Here is a 22,303-nt window from a genome sequence, read left to right as displayed (position 1 = left end):
AAACCGGCCCCTCAGGGCCGGATTCTACTCAGTTGTTGTACAGATCGATGATCGCACTGACCGCCTGGGTCTTGGCCTTGGACGCGTCGTTGCGCGCCTGCTCGATCCGGTTCAGGTAGTGCTCGTCGATATCGCCGGTAACGTACTTGCCGTCGAATACCGCACAGTCGAACTGCTCGATCTTGATCTTGCCACCGCCCACGGCCTCGATCAGGTCCGGCAGGTCCTGATAGACCAGCCAGTCGGCACCGATGAGGTCGGCAACGTCCTGGGTGGTACGGTTGTGGGCAATCAGTTCGTGGGCACTCGGCATGTCGATGCCGTAGACGTTCGGGTAACGCACGGCCGGCGCCGCCGAGCAGAAGTAGACGTTCTTCGCGCCAGCTTCGCGGGCCATCTGGATGATCTGCTTGCAGGTGGTGCCGCGCACGATGGAGTCATCCACCAGCATCACGTTCTTGCCACGGAACTCCAGTTCGATGGCATTGAGTTTCTGCCGCACGGATTTCTTGCGCGCCGCCTGACCCGGCATGATGAAGGTCCGGCCGATGTAGCGGTTCTTCACGAAACCTTCGCGGAACTTCACGCCCAGGTGGTTGGCCAGTTCCAACGCCGCAGTACGGCTGGTGTCCGGAATCGGGATGACCACGTCGATGCCATGGTCAGGACGCTCGCGCAGGATTTTATCCGCCAGCTTTTCACCCATGCGCAGACGCGCCTTGTACACCGACACACCATCGATGATGGAGTCCGGACGCGCCAGGTACACGTGTTCGAAGATGCACGGGGTCAGGCTCGGATTGGTCGCACACTGACGGGTGTGCAGCTTGCCGTCTTCGGTGATGTAGACCGCTTCGCCCGGTGCCAGGTCGCGGATCAGGGTGAAACCGAGCACGTCCAGGGAAACGCTTTCGGAAGCGATCATGTACTCGACGCCTTCGTCGGTGTGACGCTGGCCGAACACGATCGGACGAATACCATGGGGATCGCGGAAGCCGACGATACCGTAGCCGGTGACCATCGCCACGACAGCGTAACCGCCGACGCAGCGGTTATGCACGTCGGTTACCGCCGCGAACACGTCTTCCTCGGTCGGCTGCAGCTTGCCGCGCTGGGCCAACTCGTGGGCGAACACGTTGAGCAGCACTTCAGAGTCGGAACTGGTGTTGACGTGACGCAGATCGGACTCGTAGATCTCCTTGGCCAACTGTTCGACGTTGGTCAGGTTACCGTTGTGCGCCAGGGTGATGCCGTACGGCGAGTTGACGTAGAACGGCTGGGCTTCAGCCGACGTCGAGCTGCCGGCAGTCGGGTAGCGCACATGGCCAATACCCATGTGACCCACCAGGCGCTGCATATGACGCTGCTGGAAGACGTCACGGACCAGCCCGTTGTCCTTGCGCAGGAATAACCGGCCATCATGGCTGGTCACGATACCGGCAGCGTCCTGGCCGCGGTGCTGGAGCACGGTTAGCGCGTCATACAGCGCCTGATTGACGTTCGACTTACCGACGATACCGACGATGCCACACATGCGACGCAACCCCTACTTAATGAAACTGAACTGAACAACGCTTACTGGGCGGGTTTGCCCGGCAAGAGATGCTCCTTGAACGGAAGGTCAGCGGGTACGCTGATTCCGCTGGCCAGCCACTGACTGCTCCACCCCAATATGAGGTTCTTTGACCAATCTGCAACCATTAGAAATTGTGGCACGAGCCGGGACTCCTGCCACCACGGATCCTGCTGCACCGGCCCGAGGCTGAGCAGCCCGACCGCGACGACCACCAGCAGCGCGCCACGCGCGGCGCCGAAGGCCATGCCGAGAAATCGATCGGTCCCGGACAGACCGGTGACGCGAATCAACTCGCCGATGAGATAATTGATCATGGCGCCGACCAGCAGGGTCGCGACGAACATGATTGCACAGCCCGCGATCACGCGAGCCGAAGGTGTCTGGATATAGTCGGTGAGGTACACGGACAACGAGCCACCAAACATCCAGGCGACCACGCCAGCAATGATCCAGGTGAGCAGGGACAAGGCTTCCTTGACGAAGCCGCGACTCAAGCTGATCAAAGCAGAAACAGCGATTACCGCGATAATCGCCCAGTCAACCCAGGTAAATGGCACAGTGCAGCCTACGAACGTTTGAGGCGGCGCATTTTAGCAGAGCGTCGCCTCGCTGGTAAGGCGCTTGTTCGGTGGATTTCGTACAACCCGGCGCTTAACCGCGCTCGGGCTGGAAACGAACGACAAAACCTTTCAGATTTTGCTGACGACCGAGCAGGTCACGCAGGCGATCAGCCTCCGCACGCTCGATCAGGGGACCGACAAATACCCGGTTCTTGCCATCGGCGGAACGGATATAGGCGTTGTAACCCTGGCTACGCAAGTTCTTCTGCAGGCTCTCGGCGCCTTCGCGGCTCGACAGACTGGCCAACTGCACCGACCAGCTGATGGGCAGGCCGTTGGGATCGACACGATTTTGCGTGGTATCGAGCTTCGCCACAGGCTGGGCAACGACCTGGGCTGGCGTCTGCGCAGGCGCAGCAGCGGGCTTGGCGGCAGCAGCAGCTGCCGGAACGGCCGGCTTGGTTGCCGCCGGTTTTGCCGCCGCAACGGCTGGAGCGACCGGCGTTGCAGTCGCCGGTTTGGCCGCAGGTGCTGTCGGAGCAGCGACCACCTCCTCGTCCTCGGGTGGCAATGAATCCTCAGGCAGGCTTTGCGGTTCAGGCACAGCTACCGGCTCGACGTGTACCTGAGGCATGACCGGGGCTTGCGGTGCCGCCGGCGGATCGACCCGCACCTGGCGCTGCTCGTCCTGACGGGAAAACAGCATCGGTAGAAAGATCACTGCCAGCGCCACCAATACCAGCGCGCCAACCATCCGCTGCTTGTACGTTCTATCCAGCAATGCCATGTGCAGCTTCCTCCGTGGCGCGCCGAGCCAGCCATTCCAGCGCCTCGGCTACGCAAAAGAACGATCCGAACAAGAGGATCTCATCATCGACCGAGGCCTGGGCGCACTGCCCTTCCAAAGCCGCCGCAACACTTTCGTACGCCGTCACCGACGCACCACGAGCCTGCAAGGCAGCCTGCAACTCGCCAGCCGGGCGACTGCGTGGCGATTGTAACGGCGTCACGGCCCACTGCTGCACCTGAGCATCCAGTTGCGAGAGCACGCCGTCAAGATCCTTGTCCGAGAGCAGGCCGAACACCGCCAGACGCCGCCCGACCAGGGGCTGACGCGCCAGACGCTGGGCCAGGTACTCGGCAGCGTGGGGATTATGCCCGACATCCAGCATCAACCTGACCGCCCGCCCCTGCCAATTGACCGTCCGCCGGTCCAGCCGACCGACAATTCGCGTGGCTTGCAGGGCCGCGGCGATGCGTTCAGGCTGCCAGGGCAGTTCCATCAGCGCGTAGGCCTGGAGCGCCAGGGCGGCATTCTCCATGGGCAGGTCCAAAAACGGCAGATCCTGCAGTTCGAGCGGCTGCCCCTTGCTGTCCAGACCGCGCCACTGCCAATACCGGTCCGTGGTCGCCAGGTCAAAATCACGACCGCGCAGGAACAACGGGCTGTTCAGCTCATGCGCCTTGTCCAGCAGCGGCTGGGGTGGACTCAGATCGCCACACAACGCCGGGCGCCCGGAACGGAAGATGCCCGCCTTCTCATAAGCCACGGACTCGCGGGTATCGCCCAGGTACTCGACATGGTCGACGCCGATGCTGGTCACCAGCGCAAAGTCGGCGTCCACCACATTGACCGTATCCAGACGCCCGCCAAGACCCACCTCAAGCACCACGGCGTCGAGCTGTTCACGCTCGAACAGCCAGAGTGCAGCCAGAGTGCCCATCTCGAAATAGGTCAGGGTGGTGTCGCCCCGCCCCGCCTCAAGCGCAGCGAAGGCCTCGCACAGTTGGGCATCGCTCGCCTCGACGCCATTGATCTGCACGCGCTCGTTGTAGCGCAGCAGGTGGGGCGAGCTGTAGACGCCGACCTTGAGGCCTTGCGCCATCAGCAACGAGGCGACGAAGGCACAGGTCGAGCCCTTGCCGTTGGTACCGGTCACGGTCACTACCCGAGGCGCCGGCTTGCCCAGCCCCATACGGTGCGCTACCTCTCGCGAACGCTCCAGCCCCATATCGATGGCCGATGGATGCAGTTGCTCCAGGTAGGCGAGCCAATCGCCCAGGGTACGCTCGGTCATACGTTGGCCGGTGCCGGAGGAACGACGACAGGTTCGACAGGTGCCGCCACGTACACAGGCGTCGGCAGCCCCATCATCTGGGCCAGCAGGCTACCCAGGCGCGGACGCAGTTCCTGGCGCGGGATGATCATGTCGATGGCACCGTGTTCCAGCAGGAACTCACTGCGCTGGAAGCCTTCTGGCAGTTTCTCGCGCACGGTCTGCTCGATCACCCGCGGACCGGCGAAGCCGATCAGCGCCTTGGGTTCGCCGACGATCACGTCGCCGAGCATCGCCAGACTGGCGGAAACACCACCGTAAACCGGGTCGGTCAATACGGAAATGAACGGCAGGCCCTCTTCGCGCAGGCGTGCCAGCACGGCGGAGGTCTTGGCCATCTGCATCAGCGAGATCAGCGCTTCCTGCATCCGCGCACCGCCGGAAGCCGAGAAGCAGACCATCGGGCAGCGCTTTTCCAGGGCGTAGTTGGCGGCACGCACGAAACGCTCGCCAACGATGGCCCCCATGGAGCCCCCCATGAACGAGAACTCGAACGCCGACACCACGATGGGCATGCCCAGCAGCGTACCGCTCATCGAGATCAGCGCGTCTTTCTCGCCCGTCTGCTTCTGCGCTGCGCTCAGGCGGTCCTTGTACTTCTTGCCATCGCGAAATTTCAGGCGATCGACCGGTTCCAGGTCAGTGCCCAGCTCAGCGCGGCCGTCGGCGTCGAGGAAGATATCGATGCGGGCGCGAGCGCCAATGCGCATGTGGTGATTGCACTTGGGGCAGACGTCGAGGGTCTTTTCCAACTCCGGACGATAGAGCACCGCATCGCACGACGGGCACTTGTGCCACAGACCTTCAGGCACCGAGCTCTTCTTCACCTCGGAACGCATGATCGAAGGGATCAGTTTGTCTACTAACCAGTTGCTCATGCTTTCTTTCTCCAATTCGTTTTCGGCCCGTCGAACAACCGGGCCCGCCTGTTTTCTGTGGCGGTAAGCATGGACGGCGGCAGATTGCCGCCCGTCACATCGGCGATCAACTGGCGCGTACCGCCTGGATGAACGCCTTGATCTTTGCGGGGTCCTTGATGCCCTTGCTCTGCTCGACCCCGCCGCTGGTATCCACCGCATACGGCCTGACCTGGGCAATGGCCTGCGCCACGTTGTCCGCAGTCAGGCCGCCGGCCAGGATAATCGGCTTGCTCAAGCCTTGCGGCACCAGAGACCAGTCGAATGCCTCGCCGGTTCCGCCCGGCACGCCTTCGACATAGGTGTCGAGCAGAATCCCGCTGGCACCGGGATAAGCCCGGCAGGCCGCAGCAATGTCATCACCGGCCTTGACCCGCAACGCCTTGATGTACGGACGGTGAAAACCCTCGCACTGCGCGCTGGTTTCATCGCCATGGAACTGCAGCAGGTCCAGCGGCACGGCATCGAGAATCTCTCCCAGCTCGCAACGGCTGGCATTGACGAACAGCCCCACAGTGGTCACGAACGGCGGCAGCGCGGCAATGATGGCCCGCGCCTGCTGGAAGGTCACCGCCCGAGGGCTCTTGGCATAGAACACGAAACCGATGGCATCGGCTCCGGCTTCGACTGCGGCCAACGCATCTTCAATACGGGTGATCCCGCAGATTTTGCTGCGAACGGCGGACATATCGTCAGAATCCCAAGGTTTTCCGTATAAAGGCCCGGATGGTAGCAAATGCTTTTCCAGGCGTCAGCCGGCAAGCTCCGAGAATCCGGTCAGGAAGTGTGGCCCGATATAACGTTCGGGCAATTCGAACTCGTCGCGGTACTCCACCTGCACCAGATACAGACCGAACGGGTGGGCCGTCACCCCGCCAGTGCGGCGAATGCGGCTCTCCAGCACCTCACGCGCCCATTCGACCGGGCGCTCGCCGGCACCGATGGTCATCAGCACCCCGGCGATGTTGCGCACCATGTGATGCAGGAAGGCGCCAGCACGGATATCGATGACAATCATCTTGCCGTGCCGGGTCACCCGCAGATGATGTACTTGCTTGATCGGTGACTTGGCCTGGCACTGCCCGGCACGGAACGCGCTGAAGTCGTGGGTACCGACCAGGTAGCGCGCGGCTTCGGCCATACGCTGTTCGTCCAGCGGACGATGGTTCCAGGTGATTTCCTGGTTGAGATGCGCCGGACGGATCTGATCGTTGTAGATCACATAGCGATAGCGTCGGGCTATGGCCTTGAAGCGCGCATGGAAATGCGCCGGCATGACCTTGGCCCAACTGACGCTGATGTCATGGGGCAGGTTGATATTGGCGCCCATGGTCCAGGCCTTCATCGAGCGCTCGACCCGGGTATCGAAATGCACCACCTGGCCGCACGCATGCACCCCGGCATCAGTGCGCCCTGCGCACATCAGCGAGACCGGCGAGTCAGCCACCTTCGACAGGGCATCTTCCAGGGTTTCCTGAACCGACAGCACACCGGACGCCTGGCGCTGCCAGCCCCGGTAGCGCGAGCCTTTGTATTCCACGCCCAGGGCGATTCGGAAAAAGCCTTCGGCCGCCATTTCGGCGGCCGGGTTATCTATATTTGCCAAGAACTTGCAGCCTGATGATTTACGCAAAGGCGTGCATTATAAGGCGCGCGCCCGTAACGACAACGGCAGCCCGAAGGCTGCCGTTGTTTTTGCTCCGACCGGATCGACTCAAGCCAGGCGCTGGAGCATTTCCCTGGCCTCGCTTTTTTGCGCCTCACTGCCTTCGCTCATGACTTCGGCCAGAATGTCGCGGGCGCCATCCTTGTCATCCATGTCGATGTAGGCCTGGGCCAGATCGAGCTTGGTCGCGGCCTCGTCGGTTCCCGAGAGGAAATCGAACTCCGGCTCGTCATCCCCCAGCGCGGCGTCCTGCTCGGTGAAGCTCGAGGTTTCCAGGGCCGGCTGCTCAAGGCTCTGAGACAGACGATCCAGCTCGGCGTTGACATCGTCCAGCTCGTTGGTGAAGGCGTTCGGTCCAGTGTCAGCCAGCAGATCGTCGACCAATAGATCGTCAGCCGTCAGGTCATCAGCGGCCAGATCATCGGCCAACGACAGATCGAAGTCCGACGGCAGGCCCAGGTCATCCAACGCATCAAGGGTCGGCACCTCACCTTCCGGGGCCTTGGGATCATCGGCCAGCCCGAGCAGGAAGTCATCGTCGGCCTGGACGGCGGCAACCGGATCATCGCCACCCAGGTCCAGATCAAAATCGGACAGATCGTCCAGACTGCCCTTGGTTTCAGTCTGCTGCGCCAGCACCGACTCGAAACTCAAGTCGTCGTCGAGCTGCAGATCATCCAGGCTGTCCTCGACAACCGGGGCGGCAACAGGAGGCACTGCCGGAGAAACCGCCTCCAGGTCATCCAGACTCAGATCGAAGTCATTGTCGAAATCATCCACTACCGGGGCCGGTTGCGCGGCAACCACAGGCTCCGGAGCAACGACCGGGGCCGGCTCGTCATCCTGCAGCAACTCCTGGACGAACTGCTCATCCAGTTCGGCGGCAACCGCAGCCGCACCCAGGCCCGCGGCGGCCACGACCACCATGGCCGGGAAGCGGCTCTTGAGTTGCTCGACCTGGGCCTGGCTCTCGCCATTGGCAGCCAATTGCCGCTCCTGGCGAACGAACCCATCGCGATCGCCCTGAAGACCATAGACTTCCATCAGTTTCAGGCGCAGATCGCTGCGTTGCGGTTCGAACTTGAGCGTTTCTTCCAGCAGATCGGCCGCCTGGTTCAGATGACCACGCTCGATATGCAGCTCAGCCTGACCCAATACATCGGTCGGACGTTCAGCGACGGGAGCCGGCGCCGGGGCCGGCGCCAACTTTACATTGGGAGCAGGCACCTCCAGGCCCTCGAAACTCCCCTCTGGCATATCCATGTCGGCGGCGAAATCGGTTTCTTCAGACAGTGCCCGAGCCATGCGCTGGTGCTTCTCGGCTTCCTGCTGGGCCTTTCGACGACGGACCAGCAACAACAGGAGCAGCAAGGCCACCAGCACCACGGAACCGGCGATCAGCCCCATCATGACAGGGCTGGACAGCAGGTCGTCGAGCTTGCGCTCTTCGGTCGGCGTCGGCTGGACTGCCGGCTCGATCGGCTTGACCGCCTCGGCAGGCGCCGGTGTAGGTGTGGCGGCGACCGAAACAGGCTTGGCCACCAGTTCGGCGGACACCGCCGGCTGAGTCGCAGCAGGTGCCGGAGCAGCCGCAGCGGCCGCGCCTTCGGCCTGCAACTTGGCCAGTTGATCGTTCTTGAGGTCAATCAGACGCTGCAGTTTGTCCAGTTGGCTCTGCAGGTCTTCCATGCGGCTTTTCAGCTCGGCATTGTCGCGACGGGTCGCGTCGAGGCTTTCCTGGGTCACGGCCAACTTGTTGCTCAGGGCCTTGCTATCGCCAGCCGCGCCTTTGCCTTTTTTGCCGCTCTCGGCCGATACCAGGCTCAGCTTGTCCTTGCGCTCGCCAGCGGCGGGCGCACTCTCGCCGCCATTGTGGCGAGTGGCATCGAGCTGCTGCTTGCCGGCAGCATGGTCTGCACGACGCCCATGACGCCAGGCGGCATTCTGTGCCGCGACCTCGGCAATCGCCTTGGGTTGCGCCAGAGCCGTACTCTGGACCTTATCAGGCATACGCAACACTTGGCCGGTCTTGAGACGGTTGATGTTGCCATCGATGAACGCACCAGGGTTCAACGCCTGGATCGCCAGCATGGTCTGCTGCACAGAGGCGCCATTGCGCTCTTTCGCCGCGATTTCCCAGAGGGTGTCCTTGGCGCCAGTGGTGTACTGCCGGGCCTTGGTTGGCGCGGTAACCGGCGCATTCGGGGTCACGGCCGGCTTGGCGGCATCACCGGCCGGTGCGTACTTCGACGGATCGAGCAGCACGCTGTAATCACGCATCAGTCGGCCTTGGGGCCACTGCACCTGGACCAGAAAACGCACATAGGCTTCAGACAGCGGCTTGCTCGAGGTCACTCGAACCACGCTGCGCCCGCTGGGATTGATCACCGGCGTGAAGGTCAGGTCGTTGAGGAAGTCCTGGCGACTGACGCCTGCGTCGCTGAACGCCTGAGGAGATGCCAGGCTGGGAACGATATCGGAAGCGCTGAGGCCACCGACATCCTGCAATTCGATTTCCACCAGCAGCGGCTGGTTCAGAGTCGACTTGAGGGTCATCTCCCCCAGCCCAAGCGCATGCGCCATACCGGAAGACAGCGCCGAAGCGGCCGCTATTGCTAACACCAGTTTGCGAACTTGAACCATCAGCCTCTTCCTTTGTTTGTGCATTCCTCGGCCAGCGAGAAGGTGGTGTAGCTGCCTTGCGGCAGGGTGCGCAGCCCCGTGGAGGCAACCGCATCACCGTGTCGTTGCCGATGTCCCCTGCAAGTGCCCAAGGGGCAGCTCACCTTCAGCAACCAGTCTGAGCATAGCGCCAGGCCAGAATCATTCTGCAAATTGTCGCCAAGTATCTTTTACAGCGGGTCTTTTATCAACAGCTCAGCCAGTTGTACGGCGTTTAGCGCGGCGCCCTTGCGAACATTATCGGTGGTCAGCCACAGATTGAGCTGCGACGGATCGTCCACACCGTGACGAACCCGTCCGACATAAACCACATCCTGGCCCACTGCATCACCGACCGCAGTCGGATAATCGTCGCCGTCGACCCACTCGATACCCTCGGCGGCTTCAAGCGCCTTGTTCACCGCTTGCAGATCAATATCGGCGGCGGCCTGCAACGACACACTATAGCTATCGCCAAAAAACACCGGGGCTTGAACGCAAGTGACTGAAATTTTTAGTAAAGGTGCTTCCAGCAGTTCACGCAACTCGTTAACCAGGCGTTTTTCCAGGGCAACATGCCCCTCGGCGTCCGGTTTACCGACCAGGGGCAGCAGGTTGAAGGCGACCTGACGGTCGAAGAAGCGCGGTTCCAGCGGACGCATATTCAGCAACTCGGCGGTTTGCCGCGCCAGTTCAGTGACCGCCTCGCGCCCCTGGCTGGACATCGCCAGGCAGGACGTCAGGCTCACCTGGCGGATATCCAGCAAACCCTTGAGCGGTGCCAAAACCACTGCCAGTGCGGTGGCCGAAGCGCTGGGGCTGCCGACCTGCACGGGCTTGCCCAGACTCGACAGGACTGCGGCATTGGCTTCCGGCACCACCTGAGGGACCGGCAACGCCCCCGACAGATCGATCACCGCACAGCCGGCAGCGGTTGCCCGCGCAGCGAAACTGAGGGTGACCGCCGGGCCAGCGGCAAAAAACACCAAACGGGCCTTGGCAAAGTCGAATTCGTCGACTTCACGGACACGGACGTTCTTGCCCCGAAAGGGTACCGAGTGCCCCGCCGACTCGCTGCTGGCCAACAGGTGCAGGTTGGCCACCGGGAAGTCCCGCTCTTCGAGGATCTGCACCAGGGTTTCACCGACCGTGCCAGTGGCACCGATCACGGCAATATCAAGGGGCTGACTCATGGGATTCTCCTCAGGCAAAACGGCGGGAGCGGCACTTTACCCGTGACCGGGCGGCCAGGCAATTTCTCGGTACGGCCACAAGTCGGTCACCTTGCCCCTGTAGGAGCAGGGATCGCACCACAGGAAACAAAAAGCCCGCGTCTCTTGCGAGGCGCGGGCTTCATTCAAGCCTTCAGCGAATCAACGCTCCAGCAGGATCCGCAGCATGCGCCGCAGCGGCTCGGCAGCGCCCCACAGCAGTTGGTCGCCGACAGTGAACGCGCCGAGGAACTGCGAGCCCATGTTCAGCTTGCGCAGACGTCCCACAGGAATGTTCAGAGTACCGGTGACCTTGGTCGGACTCAGTTCCTGCATGCTGATTTCACGCTGGTTCGGCACCAGCTTGACCCATGGGTTGTGCTGACTGATCAGGCCTTCGATGTCGGCCATCGGCACATCCTTGTTCAGCTTGATGGTCAGCGCCTGGCTGTGGCAACGCATGGCGCCGATGCGCACGCAGATACCATCCACCGGGATCGGGCTCTTGAAACGACCGAGGATCTTGTTGGTCTCGGCCTGGGCCTTCCACTCTTCGCGGCTCTGGCCGTTCGGCAGTTCCTTGTCGATCCACGGAATCAGGCTGCCAGCCAGCGGCACGCCGAAGTTCTCGGTTGGATAGCCTTCGCTGCGCATGGTTTCGGCCACCTTGCGGTCGATGTCGAGAATGGCGCTGGCCGGATTGGCCAGGTCATCGGCGACTGCGGCATGGGTCGCACCCATCTGCCGGATCAGTTCACGCATGTTCTGCGCGCCCGCACCGGAAGCGGCCTGATAGGTCATGGCGCTCATCCACTCCACCAGGCCGGCCTCGAACAGCCCGCCCAGGCCCATCAGCATCAGGCTGACGGTGCAGTTGCCGCCGATGAAGTTGCGCGTACCGGAATCCAGCTGCTGGTCGATGACCTTGCGGTTCACCGGGTCGAGCACGATCACCGCGTCATCCTGCATACGCAGGCTGGAAGCGGCGTCGATCCAGTAACCCTGCCAGCCGGCTTCGCGCAGCTTGGGGAAAACCTCGCTGGTGTAGTCGCCGCCCTGGCAGGTCAGAATCACGTCGAGGGTCTTCAGCTCTTCAATGCTGTAGGCATCCTTCAGCGGAGCAATATCCTTGCCCACGGACGGACCTTGGCCACCGACATTGGAGGTGGTGAAGAACACCGGCTCAATAAGATCGAAGTCCCGCTCTTCCAGCATCCGCTGCATGAGCACGGAACCGACCATACCGCGCCAACCGATCAGACCTACACGTTTCATCGCAACTACACCTTATTACAAAAGTGGGTCACCGCTTCCGGGGATGAAAGAGGCGGTGGGCCCGAGAGATTACAGATTACGCAGCGCCTCGGCTACTGCGTCACCCATTTCCTGCGTTCCAACCTTGGTGCAGCCCTGCGACCAGATGTCGCCGGTGCGCAAGCCACGATCGAGCACCAGGCTCACCGCCTGCTCGATGGCTGCTGCCGCATCGTGCAGGTTGAAGCTGTAGCGCAGCATCATCGACACCGACAGGATGGTCGCCAGCGGGTTCGCGATACCCTGCCCGGCGATGTCCGGAGCAGATCCATGGCAAGGCTCGTACATGCCCTTGTTGTTGGCATCGAGGGACGCCGAGGGCAGCATGCCAATGGAACCGGTGAGCATCGAGGCTTCATCGGAAAGGATGTCGCCGAACATGTTGTCCGTGACAATAACATCGAATTGTTTGGGCGCGCGTACCAGTTGCATGGCGGCGTTGTCGACATACATGTGGCTGAGTTCGACGTCCGGGTAATCCAGGGCAACCTGCTCCACCACTTCACGCCACAACTGGCTGGACGCCAGGACGTTGGCCTTGTCCACCGAGCAGAGCTTCTTGCCACGCACGCGGGCCATGTCGAAGCCGACACGGGCGATACGGCGGATTTCGCTTTCGCTGTACGGCAGGGTGTCGTAGGACTGGCGCTCGCCATTCTCCAGTTCGCGGGTACCGCGCGGCGCACCAAAGTAGATGCCGCCGGTCAGTTCGCGAACGATCAGGATATCCAGGCCCGAAACGATTTCAGGCTTGAGGCTCGAGGCATCGGCCAGTTGCGGATAAAGGATCGCCGGACGCAGGTTGCCGAACAGGCCCAGTTGCGCACGAATTTTCAGCAGGCCGCGCTCCGGACGAATGTCACGCTCGATCTTGTCCCACTTCGGCCCACCGACTGCACCCAACAACACCGCATCGGCGGCTCGGGCACGCTCCAGGGTCTCGTCGGCCAGAGGCACGCCGTGCTTGTCGATGGCTGCGCCGCCGATCACGTCGTGGCTCAGCTCGAAGCCCAGGCTGTATTTCTCGTTGGCCAGTTCCAGCACCTTGACCGCTTCGGCCATGATTTCCGGACCAATACCGTCGCCTGGAAGAATCAGAATCTGCTTGCTCATGCTTTCCTCATGTCATCTGTCGGTGCGCCCGGGGTACCGGGCAACCTGGAAAAAGTCTATCGTTCGGCCCACAGCACCAGTACATCGGTACTAAACGAACCATCGGCCTCAATCTCAAAATATTCCCGCACTTCGCTGCCCATCGCCTGCTGCAGGTCGCGAATCGCCACCCGCAACGGCGCCGGCGTACGCATGCGCTCGACCCAGGAGCTGTACTCCAGACGCAAGCGTTGGCGGCTGATGCTGCGCACGTGCAGGCCCGCTTCACTGACCTGACGCGACCATTCAGCAGCCGAGTAATCGCGCACGTGGCTGGTGTCGCGCAGCACCTCGACGGTCTGCAGGTAGGTGTCGAACAACGGACTGCCCGGCGACATTACGTCGATAAACGCCGCCACGCCACCTGGCTTCAACACCCGCCGAACTTCCCGCAGAGCCAGACCGAGATCGCTCCAGTGATGCGCCGAATAGCGGCTGAAGACGAAATCGAACTCACCATCGGCGAACGGCAGGCTCTCGGCCGCACCACACACCGTGACGATATTGTCCAGACCGCGCTCGCGGGCGGCGACGCCGACCACGTCGAGCATCTGCTGCGAGAGGTCATAGGCTGCCACCTTGGCAACCAGCGGCGCGACGTGAAAGCTCACATGCCCCGCCCCGCAGCCCAGGTCCAGCACTCGGGCGTCGGCGTGCCCGGCCAGTGCCGCCTGGAGCAGCGCGAACTCGGCACCCTGGGCGTGCACGGCGCTGCTCAGGTAGGCAGAGGCCTGTTCGCCGAACTGCTTTTGTACCACTTGGCTATGGGCATTGCTGGTCATGGGGTAGTCCTTCTGTCGTGTTGCCAGGGCTTTGCTGGGGGTTGAGGGCCTATTCGCGGGCAAGCCCTGCTCCTAAAGTTCTGTGTCGTACACCCATCTTGCGTACGCCTCCAACCTGTAGGAGCAGGGCTTTTCGGGGCGCCGAACCGCCGCGAACGCCCCCTGCCTACATCAGATCAGACGTCGCGAAACAGCCAAGGCTGGCTGGCACGATGCTTGGCCTCGAACGCCGCGATCGCCTCACCGTCCTGCAGGGTCAGGCCGATGTCATCGAGGCCGTTGAGCAGGCAGTGCTTGCGGAACGCGTCGAGCTCAAAGTGATAGACCTTGCCATCGGGACGGGTCACGGTCTGGGCCGCAAGATCGACGGTCAGTTGATAACCCGGGGTGGCCTCGACCTGCTGGAACAGCTCATCGACTTCGTCGGCACTGAGAATGATCGGCAACAGACCGTTCTTGAAGCTGTTGTTGAAGAAGATATCGGCATAGCTCGGCGCGATGATGCTGCGAAAACCATACTCTTCAAGGGCCCAAGGCGCGTGCTCGCGGCTGGAACCACAACCGAAGTTTTCCCGCGCCAGCAGCACGCTGGCCCCCTGGTAGCGCTCGGCATTGAGCACGAAATCCTTGTTCAACGGACGCTTGGAGTTGTCCTGATAGGCGTAACCCACATCCAGATAACGCCACTCGTCGAACAGGTTCGGACCGAAGCCGGTACGTTTGATCGACTTGAGAAACTGCTTGGGAATGATCTGATCGGTATCGACGTTGGCACGATCCAATGGCGCGACGAGACCGGTGTGCTGGGTAAAGGCTTTCATGGTTTTTCCTCAGATCAATTCGCGAACGTCGATGAAACGGCCGTTGATGGCAGCCGCTGCGGCCATGGCCGGGCTGACCAGGTGGGTACGTCCACCGGCCCCCTGACGCCCTTCGAAGTTGCGGTTGGAGGTCGAGGCGCAATGTTCGCCGCTTTCCAGGCGATCCGGGTTCATTGCCAGGCACATCGAGCAGCCGGGTTCACGCCACTCGAAACCGGCTTCGAGGAAAATCTTGTCCAGGCCTTCCGCTTCGGCCTGAGCCTTGACCAGGCCCGAGCCCGGCACCACCAGCGCCTGCTTGATAGTCGACGCAACCTTGCGACCCTTGGCGACCTCTGCGGCAGCACGGAGGTCTTCGATCCGCGAGTTGGTGCAAGAGCCGATGAACACCCGGTCCAGCTGGATGTCGGTGATCGCCTGGTTGGCGGTCAGCCCCATGTACTTGAGCGCGCGCTCGATGGAACCACGCTTGACCAGATCAGGCTCGCGCGCCGGGTCCGGTACGTTCTGGTCGACAGCGAGCACCATCTCCGGCGAGGTGCCCCAGCTGACCTGGGGCTTGATCTGGGCAGCATCGAGTTCGACCACGGTGTCGAACACCGCATCGGCATCGGACACCAGGTCTTTCCAGGCCTCGACAGCCAAATCCCACTCCGCGCCTTTCGGGGCGAATGGGCGATCCTTGACGTAGGCGACGGTCTTTTCGTCGGCCGCCACCAGCCCAACACGGGCACCGGCTTCGATGGACATGTTGCAGATGGTCATGCGGCCTTCGATGGACAGGTCGCGAATCGCGCTGCCGGCGAACTCGATCGCATGGCCGTTACCACCGGCGGTGCCGATCCGGCCGATCACCGCGAGGACGATGTCCTTGGCGGTCACGCCGACCGGCAATTGCCCTTCGACACGAACCAGCATGTTCTTCATTTTCTTGGCCACCAGACACTGGGTGGCAAACACGTGCTCGACCTCGGAGGTGCCGATACCGTGGGCCAGGGCGCCGAAGGCACCATGGGTCGAAGTATGGGAGTCACCGCAGACCACGGTCATGCCCGGCAAGGTCGCGCCCTGCTCCGGGCCGATCACGTGGACGATGCCCTGGCGCACGTCGTTCATCTTGAATTCGGTGATGCCAAACTCATCGCAGTAGTCGTCGAGGGTCTGCACCTGAATCCGCGAGACCTCATCGGCAATCGCCGCGATGCCGCCCTTGCGCTCGGGGGTGGTCGGCACGTTGTGGTCGGGCGTGGCGACGATCGAGTCGATACGCCAAGGCTTGCGCCCGGCCAGCTTGAGGCCTTCGAACGCTTGCGGCGAGGTCACTTCGTGAATGATGTGACGGTCGATATAGATCAGCGACGACCCATCATCGCGCCGTTTCACTTCATGGGATTCCCAAAGTTTGTCGTAAAGCGTTTTGCCGGCCATCGGACGTTTCCTCATCAGCTTGTTTCTATGCCCCGGGTTTATTGATGAGTGTTCTCAATAACCCTTTGGCTTGTGAGGTCGATGCTATGAGGTTAGAGTGAATAACTCAAATTCATAATTTTTATGCTTTGGATAGCCATCTGGAATACCGATCATGGACCTGGCCAACCTCAACGCTTTTATCGCCATCGCCGAAATCGGCAGCTTCTCCGGCGCCGGCGAACGCCTGCACCTCACCCAGCCAGCCATCAGCAAACGGATCGCCGGATTGGAGCAGCAACTCAACGTCCGCCTGTTCGATCGGCTGGGTCGCGAGGTCAGCCTGACCGAAGCCGGCCGCGCCCTGCTGCCCCGGGCCTACCAGATTCTCAACGTGCTCGATGACACCCGCCGGGCGCTGACCAACCTCACCGGCGAGGTCAGCGGCCGCCTGACTCTGGCAACAAGCCATCATATCGGCCTGCACCGTCTGCCCCCACTGCTGCGGGCCTACACCCGGCAGTACCCAAAGGTGGCATTGGATATCCAGTTTCTCGACTCGGAAGTCGCCTACGAGGAAATTCTCCACGGACGAGCGGAACTGGCAGTCATCACCCTGGCGCCGGAACCGCATCACCTGGTCCGTGCCGTACCGGTCTGGGATGACCCGCTGGATTTCGTCGTTGCGCCCGAACATCCACTGACCAGCAACGCCCACGTCAGCCTGCGGGACATCGCCCACCGACCGGCGGTATTCCCCGGTGGCAACACCTTCACCCACCACATCGTTCACCGTCTGTTTGAGGCCCAGGGCCTGACGCCGAATATAGCCATGAGCACCAACTATCTGGAAACCATCAAGATGATGGTTTCCATCGGCCTGGCCTGGAGCGTGCTGCCACGCACCATGCTCGACGAGCAGGTGGCGGCCATCCCTTTGCCGGGCATACAGCTCAGTCGCCAGCTAGGCTATATCTTGCATACCGAACGGACGCTGTCGAATGCCGCACGGGCCTTTATGACTTTATTGGATGCGCAGGCGGATTTGCCGACCTCCATGGCATAAGCCGTTTCTGTCTCAGCCCTGGCGTCTTGCAGCAATAACGTGCCTTTCACCCAAGGACTGCTGTTGATGCCCAAGAACGCTAGCCGTATTCCGCCCTTGCCGCGCATTTATGCCCTTGACCCTCACGAGTCGGAAAAGAGCTGGGAAAGCGCCCCACAGTTGCTGGCCGCCCTCAATGGCGCCCGTCTGGGTGCCTGGTCCTGGAATATCGAGAACGGCCAGGTCAGCTGGTCTCGTGGAACCCAGGCACTGTTCGGTTTCGATCCGCATCAACCGCTGCCCAACGACATCGACTACCTGGACCTGCTACCCGAGGAAGACCGCGCCCGCACGCTGCGCGCCTTTCACGCGGTGCTGGCCGGCGAGCCCGTGGAACGGGCCATGCACCACCGTATCCGCTGGCCGGACGGTAGCCTGCACTGGCTGGAAATCAATGGCAGCCTGCTGCCGGACAAGGACGGCAAGCCACGGATGATCGGCGTGATCCGCGAAGTGACCCAGCAACGCCAGCGCGAACAGGCCCTGAGCAGTTCGGAGAAACGCTTCGCCACCCTCTTTCACCTGAGCCCCAACATGGTGCTGCTGACCCGCGAGGAAGACGGCCTGATCAGCGAGGCCAACCAGTATTTCGAAAGCCTGTTCGGCTGGCCGGCGCTCCAGGTGATCGGCATGACCACCGTGGAACTGGGCCTGTGGGTCGACCCGCAGGAACGCGAACGGCTGGTCAAGGCCCTGCGCACGCGCGGCGAACCGGTCAGCCAGGAGGTCCAGTTCCGGGCCAGCAACGGCCAGATCCACGACGGCATCCTCAGTGCCCAACGGGTCGAACTGGAAGGCCAGGCCTATCTGCTCAGTACCTTTCTCGACACCACCGAACGCAAAAACGCCGAGCAGGCACTCAAGGACAGCCAGGAACGCCTTGATCTGGCGCTGGACTCGGCGCAGTTGGGCACCTGGGACTGGCATATTCCCAGCGGCATGCTCTACGGCTCCGCACGCTCGGCCCAGTTGCATGGCCTGGAAGCCCAGCCCTTTCATGAGTCCTTCGAGGCGTTCTTCGACGGCGTGCCCGCCAAAGAGCGCGAAAACATGCGCAATGCCTATCGCAGTCTGCGCGAAGGTCCGGCGGGCAACTATCAGATCACCTACCGGATCGAAATGAACAACGGCAGCTCACGCTACCTGGAAAGCCGCGCCCGGCTCCACCGCGACAGCAAGGGCAATCCGTTGCGCATGGCCGGCACCCTGCTCGACATCACCGAACAAGTGGAACGCGAACAGCGCCTGCAAGCCTCGGAAGAGAAGTTCGCCAGCCTGTTCCAGGCCAGCCCTGACCCGATCTGCGTGACCCTGCTGAACAGCGGTCAGTTCATCGAGATCAATCCGGCCTTTACCCAGACCTTCGGCTGGAACATTGACGAGATCCGCCACCGCAGTGCCGAACAGATCGGCCTCTGGGAGGACTCGACCAAGCGCCTGCAACGCATCCAGCAGGTCATCCGCGACCAGGCGCTGAACAACGTTGCGGTCATCGTGCACCACAAGAGCGGCCAGCCCCTGACCTGCGTGATCAACAGCCGGCAGATCGAGGTCGAGCAGCAGCCCTGCATCGTCACCACCCTGCGTGACATCACCCAACAGCAGCGCGCCGAGGCCGCGCTCAAGGCCAGCGAGGAGAAATTCGCCAAGGCCTTCCATTCCAGCCCCGACGCCATCACCATCATCGAGCGCCAGAGCGGGCGCTATCTGGAGGTCAACGATGGATTTTGCCGGCTGACCGGCTATTCCAGCAGCGAAGTCATTGGCCGCACCCTGTATGAACTGGGTATCTGGGCCGACCACAAGGAGCGCACCTCACTCCTTGAAGAACTCAAGGAGCGCGGACATGTCCCCCATCGCGACATGCTCGGACGCAACAAGCGCGGCGATGTACTGACGGTGGAGGTGGCCGTCGAGCCGATCACCCTCAACGAGACCGCCTGCCTGCTGATGACCGCCCGCGACATCAGTTTGCTGAAGAACGCCCAGGCCCAGATCCGTCACCTGGCCTACCACGACCCGCTGACCAACCTGCCCAACCGGGCCATGCTGATGGATCGCCTGAGCCAGCAGATCGCCCTGCTCAAGCGCGATAACCTGCGCGGCGCCCTGCTGTTTCTCGACCTGGACCACTTCAAGCACATCAATGACTCGCTCGGCCACCCGGTGGGCGATAGCGTGCTCAAGGTCATCACCGCCCGCCTGGAAGCCAGCGTACGCGTCGAAGACACCGTGGCACGGCTCGGTGGCGACGAGTTCGTGGTACTGCTCAGCGACCTTGAAGGCTCGCGCCACGAGGTCGCACAAAAGGTCCATGACCTGTCGGACACCATTCGCGAACTGCTGGCCGAACCGATGTTCCTCGACGGTCAACGCCTGCAAGTGACACCGAGCATCGGCGTAGCCCTGATACCGGACCATGGCAGCACCCCCGCCGACCTGCTCAAGCGCGCGGATATCGCGTTGTACCGGGCCAAGGACTCCGGGCGCAATATCACCCAGATGTTCCACAGCACCATGCAAAAGGCTGCCAGTGAGCGCCTGCGCATGGAGAACGACTTGCGCCAGGCCCTGTCACGGGGCGAGTTCAGCGTGCACTTCCAACCCCAGGTGGATGCCCGTGACAATCGCATCGTCGGCGCAGAAGCCCTGGTACGCTGGCATCATCCGGAACTCGGCGCGCAATCACCCAATGAATTCATCAAGGTCCTGGAAGACAGCGGACTGATCCTGGAAGTCGGCACCTGGATTCTCGACCATGCCTGCGAGGCATTCGGCCTGCTGCTGCGCCAGGGGCTGATCGCCCACTCTTTCAACCTGTGCGTGAATATCAGCCCACGGCAGTTCCGTCAGGCCGACTTTGTCGAGCGGGTCGAGCGCACCCTGCTGCTGCACAATGTGCCGTCCTCGATGCTCAAGCTGGAAATCACCGAAGGCATCGTGATCCAGAACATGGAGGACACCATCAACAAGATGCGGCGCCTGAACAAACTGGGCGTGAGCTTTGCCATGGACGACTTCGGTACCGGCTATTCATCGCTGACCTATCTCAAGCGCCTGCCGGTGGACGCGCTGAAAATCGACCAGTCGTTTGTCCGTGACGCCACCCATGATCCCAACGATGCGGAAATCATCCGCGCGATCGTCGCCATGGCTCGCAGCCTGGGGTTGATGGTGATTGCCGAGGGGGTGGAGTTGCCGGAACAGTTGATGTTTCTCGAAGGGCTGGGGTGCCATCTGTACCAGGGCTACCTGCACAGTCGGCCACTGCCGCTGGAAGAGTTCAAGCAGCTCCTGGAGTGAACCTCCTTGCACGGGAGGAAATGAGGCTGTGTGGTATGGAATGAGCTTATGTGGCGACCCGAAAAGCCCGCTCGCCACGAGGTCGGCATTCATCTCAAGGTATCAACCCAAAAAAATACAAAACCCCGCCGAAGCGGGGTTTTGTCTTGCTGGCTCGAGCTTAGTGCTGCAGGGCCGGTTGCTGCGTACCATTGATCTGGATGCGCTTGGCTTTCGCCTCTTCCGGCACGACCCGCAGCAGGTCGATGTTCAACAGACCGTTGCTCAGTCCGGCAGCCTTGACCTCGATATGGTCGGCCAGACGGAAAGACAACTTGAAAGCACGCTGTGCAATGCCCTGGTGCAGGTAGCTGACGTGTTCAGCCTTGGGCTCACGCTTGCCACCGCTGACGGTCAACACACCCTTCTCGACTTGCAGCTCCAGGTCTTCTTCCTGGAGACCGGCGGCAGCAACGACAATGCGGTACTGGTCTTCGCCGTGCTTTTCGACGTTGTAAGGAGGGTAGCTGCTGCCCGGTTCATTACGCAGTGCGGTTTCGAACAGGTCGTTGAAACGATCGAAGCCAACAGAGGAACGGAACAGTGGAGCCAGAGAAAATGCAGTAGTCATGTCAATCTCCTGAAATTCAGCGAGTCGTTTGATTCGCGACCCGAATTCGGCATCGCGTAACCCTTAGATAGGAACGCCCAAACGCATTTCAAGAGAGTGTTGAAAAATTTTTTCAGCCCGCTTAGGCGGCCTCGGATACCGGTACCTGCAACAGACGGCTGACCATGTCGCAGTCGGTCTCGCGGCGTACGAGTGTGAACAACTCCACCGCCTGCGGGTAATTGCGCGTGAGCATCGCCAGCCATTGCTTCAGGCGACCCGGCGCCTGGCGCGGCGTGAGTTGCGCCCGAGCCTGGAGCCAGAAGTCCTGGAGCAGCGGCAACAACTCGGCCCAACTCATCTCGACCACCTCTTCGCCAGCTCGCGCCGCGACGATCTGCCGAGCCAGGTCCGGACGCGACACCAGGCCGCGACCCAGCATGAAGTCCTCGGCGCCGCTGACCTCGCGGCAACGCCGCCAGTCTTCCACCGACCAGATGTCACCATTGGCGAACACCGGCACCTTCACCACGTCCTGCACCCGCGCCACCCATTCCCAGTGGGCCGGCGGTTTGTAGCCATCGACCTTGGTCCGCGCATGCACGACGATCTGCGACGCGCCGCCTTCAGCCAGGGCCGTGCCGCAGACCAGCGCGCCATCCGGACTGTCGAAACCCAGACGCATCTTCGCCGTCACCGGGATATGGGCCGGGACTGCCCGACGCACATGCTCGACGATGCGGTTGAGCAGTTCCGGCTCCTTGAGCAACACCGCCCCGCCACGGGACTTGTTCACGGTCTTGGCCGGGCAACCGAAGTTCAGGTCAATCACCTGCGAACCCAGCTCGCAGGCCAGCGCCGCGTTTTCGGCCAGGCACACCGGATCGGAGCCCAGCAGTTGCACGCGCAGCGGCACACCGGCCGCAGTGCGGGCGTCGGTGAGCAGCTCGGGGGCGAATTTGTGGTAGTAGGCCGGCGTCAGCAACGAGTCGTTGATGCGGATGAACTCCGTGACGCACCAGTCGATGCCGCCTACGCGCGTGAGGACATCGCGCAGGATGTTATCGACCAACCCCTCCATGGGCGCCAGGGCAATTTGCATGGGTGACTCTCATTGAAAAA

The 22,303-nt window shown here is 62.0% G+C and carries 18 protein-coding genes; 2 read left to right on the top strand and 16 right to left on the bottom strand.

All coding sequences use genetic code 11. From position 1 onward, the window contains the following. Window positions 1-28 precede the first annotated feature (28 nt). The 14 genes from purF to leuC form a co-directional block, all read right to left on the bottom strand. Window positions 29-1,534 (bottom strand): amidophosphoribosyltransferase, encoded by a 1,506-nt coding sequence (purF, locus tag BLU37_RS17660; protein WP_010445976.1) that lies wholly within the window; start codon window positions 1,532-1,534, stop codon window positions 29-31. A gap of 41 nt (window positions 1,535-1,575) precedes the next feature. Then, the gene (locus tag BLU37_RS17655) at window positions 1,576-2,133 is read right to left on the bottom strand and encodes a CvpA family protein (protein ID WP_010445974.1); all 558 of its coding nucleotides are present in this window, start codon (window positions 2,131-2,133) and stop codon (window positions 1,576-1,578) included. Window positions 2,134-2,227: 94 nt separating this feature from the next. Next, window positions 2,228-2,923 (bottom strand): SPOR domain-containing protein, encoded by a 696-nt coding sequence (locus BLU37_RS17650; RefSeq protein WP_090207056.1) that lies wholly within the window; start codon window positions 2,921-2,923, stop codon window positions 2,228-2,230. Then, window positions 2,907-4,214 carry a bifunctional tetrahydrofolate synthase/dihydrofolate synthase gene (gene folC / locus BLU37_RS17645; RefSeq protein WP_090207053.1) on the bottom strand — a complete coding sequence of 436 codons (1,308 nt, stop codon included), beginning with the start codon at window positions 4,212-4,214 and terminating at the stop codon, window positions 2,907-2,909. Before folC ends, BLU37_RS17650 begins: the two co-directional genes overlap by 17 nt. After that, a complete protein-coding gene (accD, locus tag BLU37_RS17640; protein ID WP_010445968.1) occupies window positions 4,211-5,131 on the bottom strand; it encodes an acetyl-CoA carboxylase, carboxyltransferase subunit beta in 921 nt (306 codons plus the stop codon). Before accD ends, folC begins: the two co-directional genes overlap by 4 nt. 106 nt (window positions 5,132-5,237) lie before the next feature. Next, complete coding sequence (locus tag BLU37_RS17635) at window positions 5,238-5,858, bottom strand: phosphoribosylanthranilate isomerase (protein ID WP_010445966.1); 621 nt, start codon at window positions 5,856-5,858, stop codon at window positions 5,238-5,240. A gap of 63 nt (window positions 5,859-5,921) precedes the next feature. Beyond that, on the bottom strand, window positions 5,922-6,746 hold the full coding sequence (truA, locus tag BLU37_RS17630; protein ID WP_010445965.1) for a tRNA pseudouridine(38-40) synthase TruA: 825 nt from the start codon (window positions 6,744-6,746) through the stop codon (window positions 5,922-5,924). A gap of 138 nt (window positions 6,747-6,884) precedes the next feature. Then, complete coding sequence (locus tag BLU37_RS17625) at window positions 6,885-9,479, bottom strand: FimV/HubP family polar landmark protein (RefSeq protein ID WP_090207050.1); 2,595 nt, start codon at window positions 9,477-9,479, stop codon at window positions 6,885-6,887. A gap of 209 nt (window positions 9,480-9,688) precedes the next feature. Beyond that, entirely contained in the window at window positions 9,689-10,690 is a 1,002-nt protein-coding gene (locus BLU37_RS17620) for an aspartate-semialdehyde dehydrogenase (protein WP_090207048.1), read from the bottom strand. A gap of 180 nt (window positions 10,691-10,870) precedes the next feature. Further along, complete coding sequence (gene asd, locus BLU37_RS17615) at window positions 10,871-11,983, bottom strand: aspartate-semialdehyde dehydrogenase (protein ID WP_010445962.1); 1,113 nt, start codon at window positions 11,981-11,983, stop codon at window positions 10,871-10,873. Window positions 11,984-12,052: 69 nt separating this feature from the next. Continuing rightward, the gene (leuB, locus tag BLU37_RS17610; protein ID WP_010445960.1) at window positions 12,053-13,135 is read right to left on the bottom strand and encodes a 3-isopropylmalate dehydrogenase; all 1,083 of its coding nucleotides are present in this window, start codon (window positions 13,133-13,135) and stop codon (window positions 12,053-12,055) included. Window positions 13,136-13,191: 56 nt separating this feature from the next. Beyond that, window positions 13,192-13,956, bottom strand: a complete 765-nt coding sequence (locus BLU37_RS17605; RefSeq protein ID WP_090207045.1) for a class I SAM-dependent methyltransferase — start codon at window positions 13,954-13,956, stop codon at window positions 13,192-13,194. Between the two features lie 176 nt (window positions 13,957-14,132). Beyond that, the gene (gene leuD / locus BLU37_RS17600) at window positions 14,133-14,777 is read right to left on the bottom strand and encodes a 3-isopropylmalate dehydratase small subunit (RefSeq protein ID WP_090207042.1); all 645 of its coding nucleotides are present in this window, start codon (window positions 14,775-14,777) and stop codon (window positions 14,133-14,135) included. A gap of 9 nt (window positions 14,778-14,786) precedes the next feature. Continuing rightward, complete coding sequence (gene leuC / locus BLU37_RS17595) at window positions 14,787-16,205, bottom strand: 3-isopropylmalate dehydratase large subunit (protein WP_010445953.1); 1,419 nt, start codon at window positions 16,203-16,205, stop codon at window positions 14,787-14,789. 154 nt (window positions 16,206-16,359) lie between these two features. Between leuC and BLU37_RS17590 the strand changes: the two genes are divergently transcribed. Both BLU37_RS17590 and BLU37_RS17585 read left to right on the top strand, forming a co-directional pair. After that, window positions 16,360-17,250, top strand: coding sequence for a LysR family transcriptional regulator (locus BLU37_RS17590; protein WP_010445951.1), 891 nt, complete (start codon window positions 16,360-16,362; stop codon window positions 17,248-17,250). Window positions 17,251-17,316: 66 nt separating this feature from the next. Then, window positions 17,317-20,592, top strand: a complete 3,276-nt coding sequence (locus BLU37_RS17585; protein ID WP_090207041.1) for a sensor domain-containing protein — start codon at window positions 17,317-17,319, stop codon at window positions 20,590-20,592. Window positions 20,593-20,752: 160 nt separating this feature from the next. On the opposite strand, the gene BLU37_RS17580 is transcribed toward BLU37_RS17585, so the two are convergent. Further along, window positions 20,753-21,202, bottom strand: a complete 450-nt coding sequence (locus BLU37_RS17580; RefSeq protein WP_010445947.1) for an Hsp20 family protein — start codon at window positions 21,200-21,202, stop codon at window positions 20,753-20,755. Between the two features lie 121 nt (window positions 21,203-21,323). Then, on the bottom strand, window positions 21,324-22,283 hold the full coding sequence (locus BLU37_RS17575) for a tRNA dihydrouridine synthase (RefSeq protein ID WP_090207039.1): 960 nt from the start codon (window positions 22,281-22,283) through the stop codon (window positions 21,324-21,326). Window positions 22,284-22,303: the final 20 nt, after the last annotated feature.

Source organism: Pseudomonas asplenii (genome assembly GCF_900105475.1).
GTDB classification, from domain to species: Bacteria; Pseudomonadota; Gammaproteobacteria; order Pseudomonadales; family Pseudomonadaceae; genus Aquipseudomonas; species Aquipseudomonas asplenii.
This window is presented reverse-complemented; position numbering and strand designations above follow the sequence as displayed.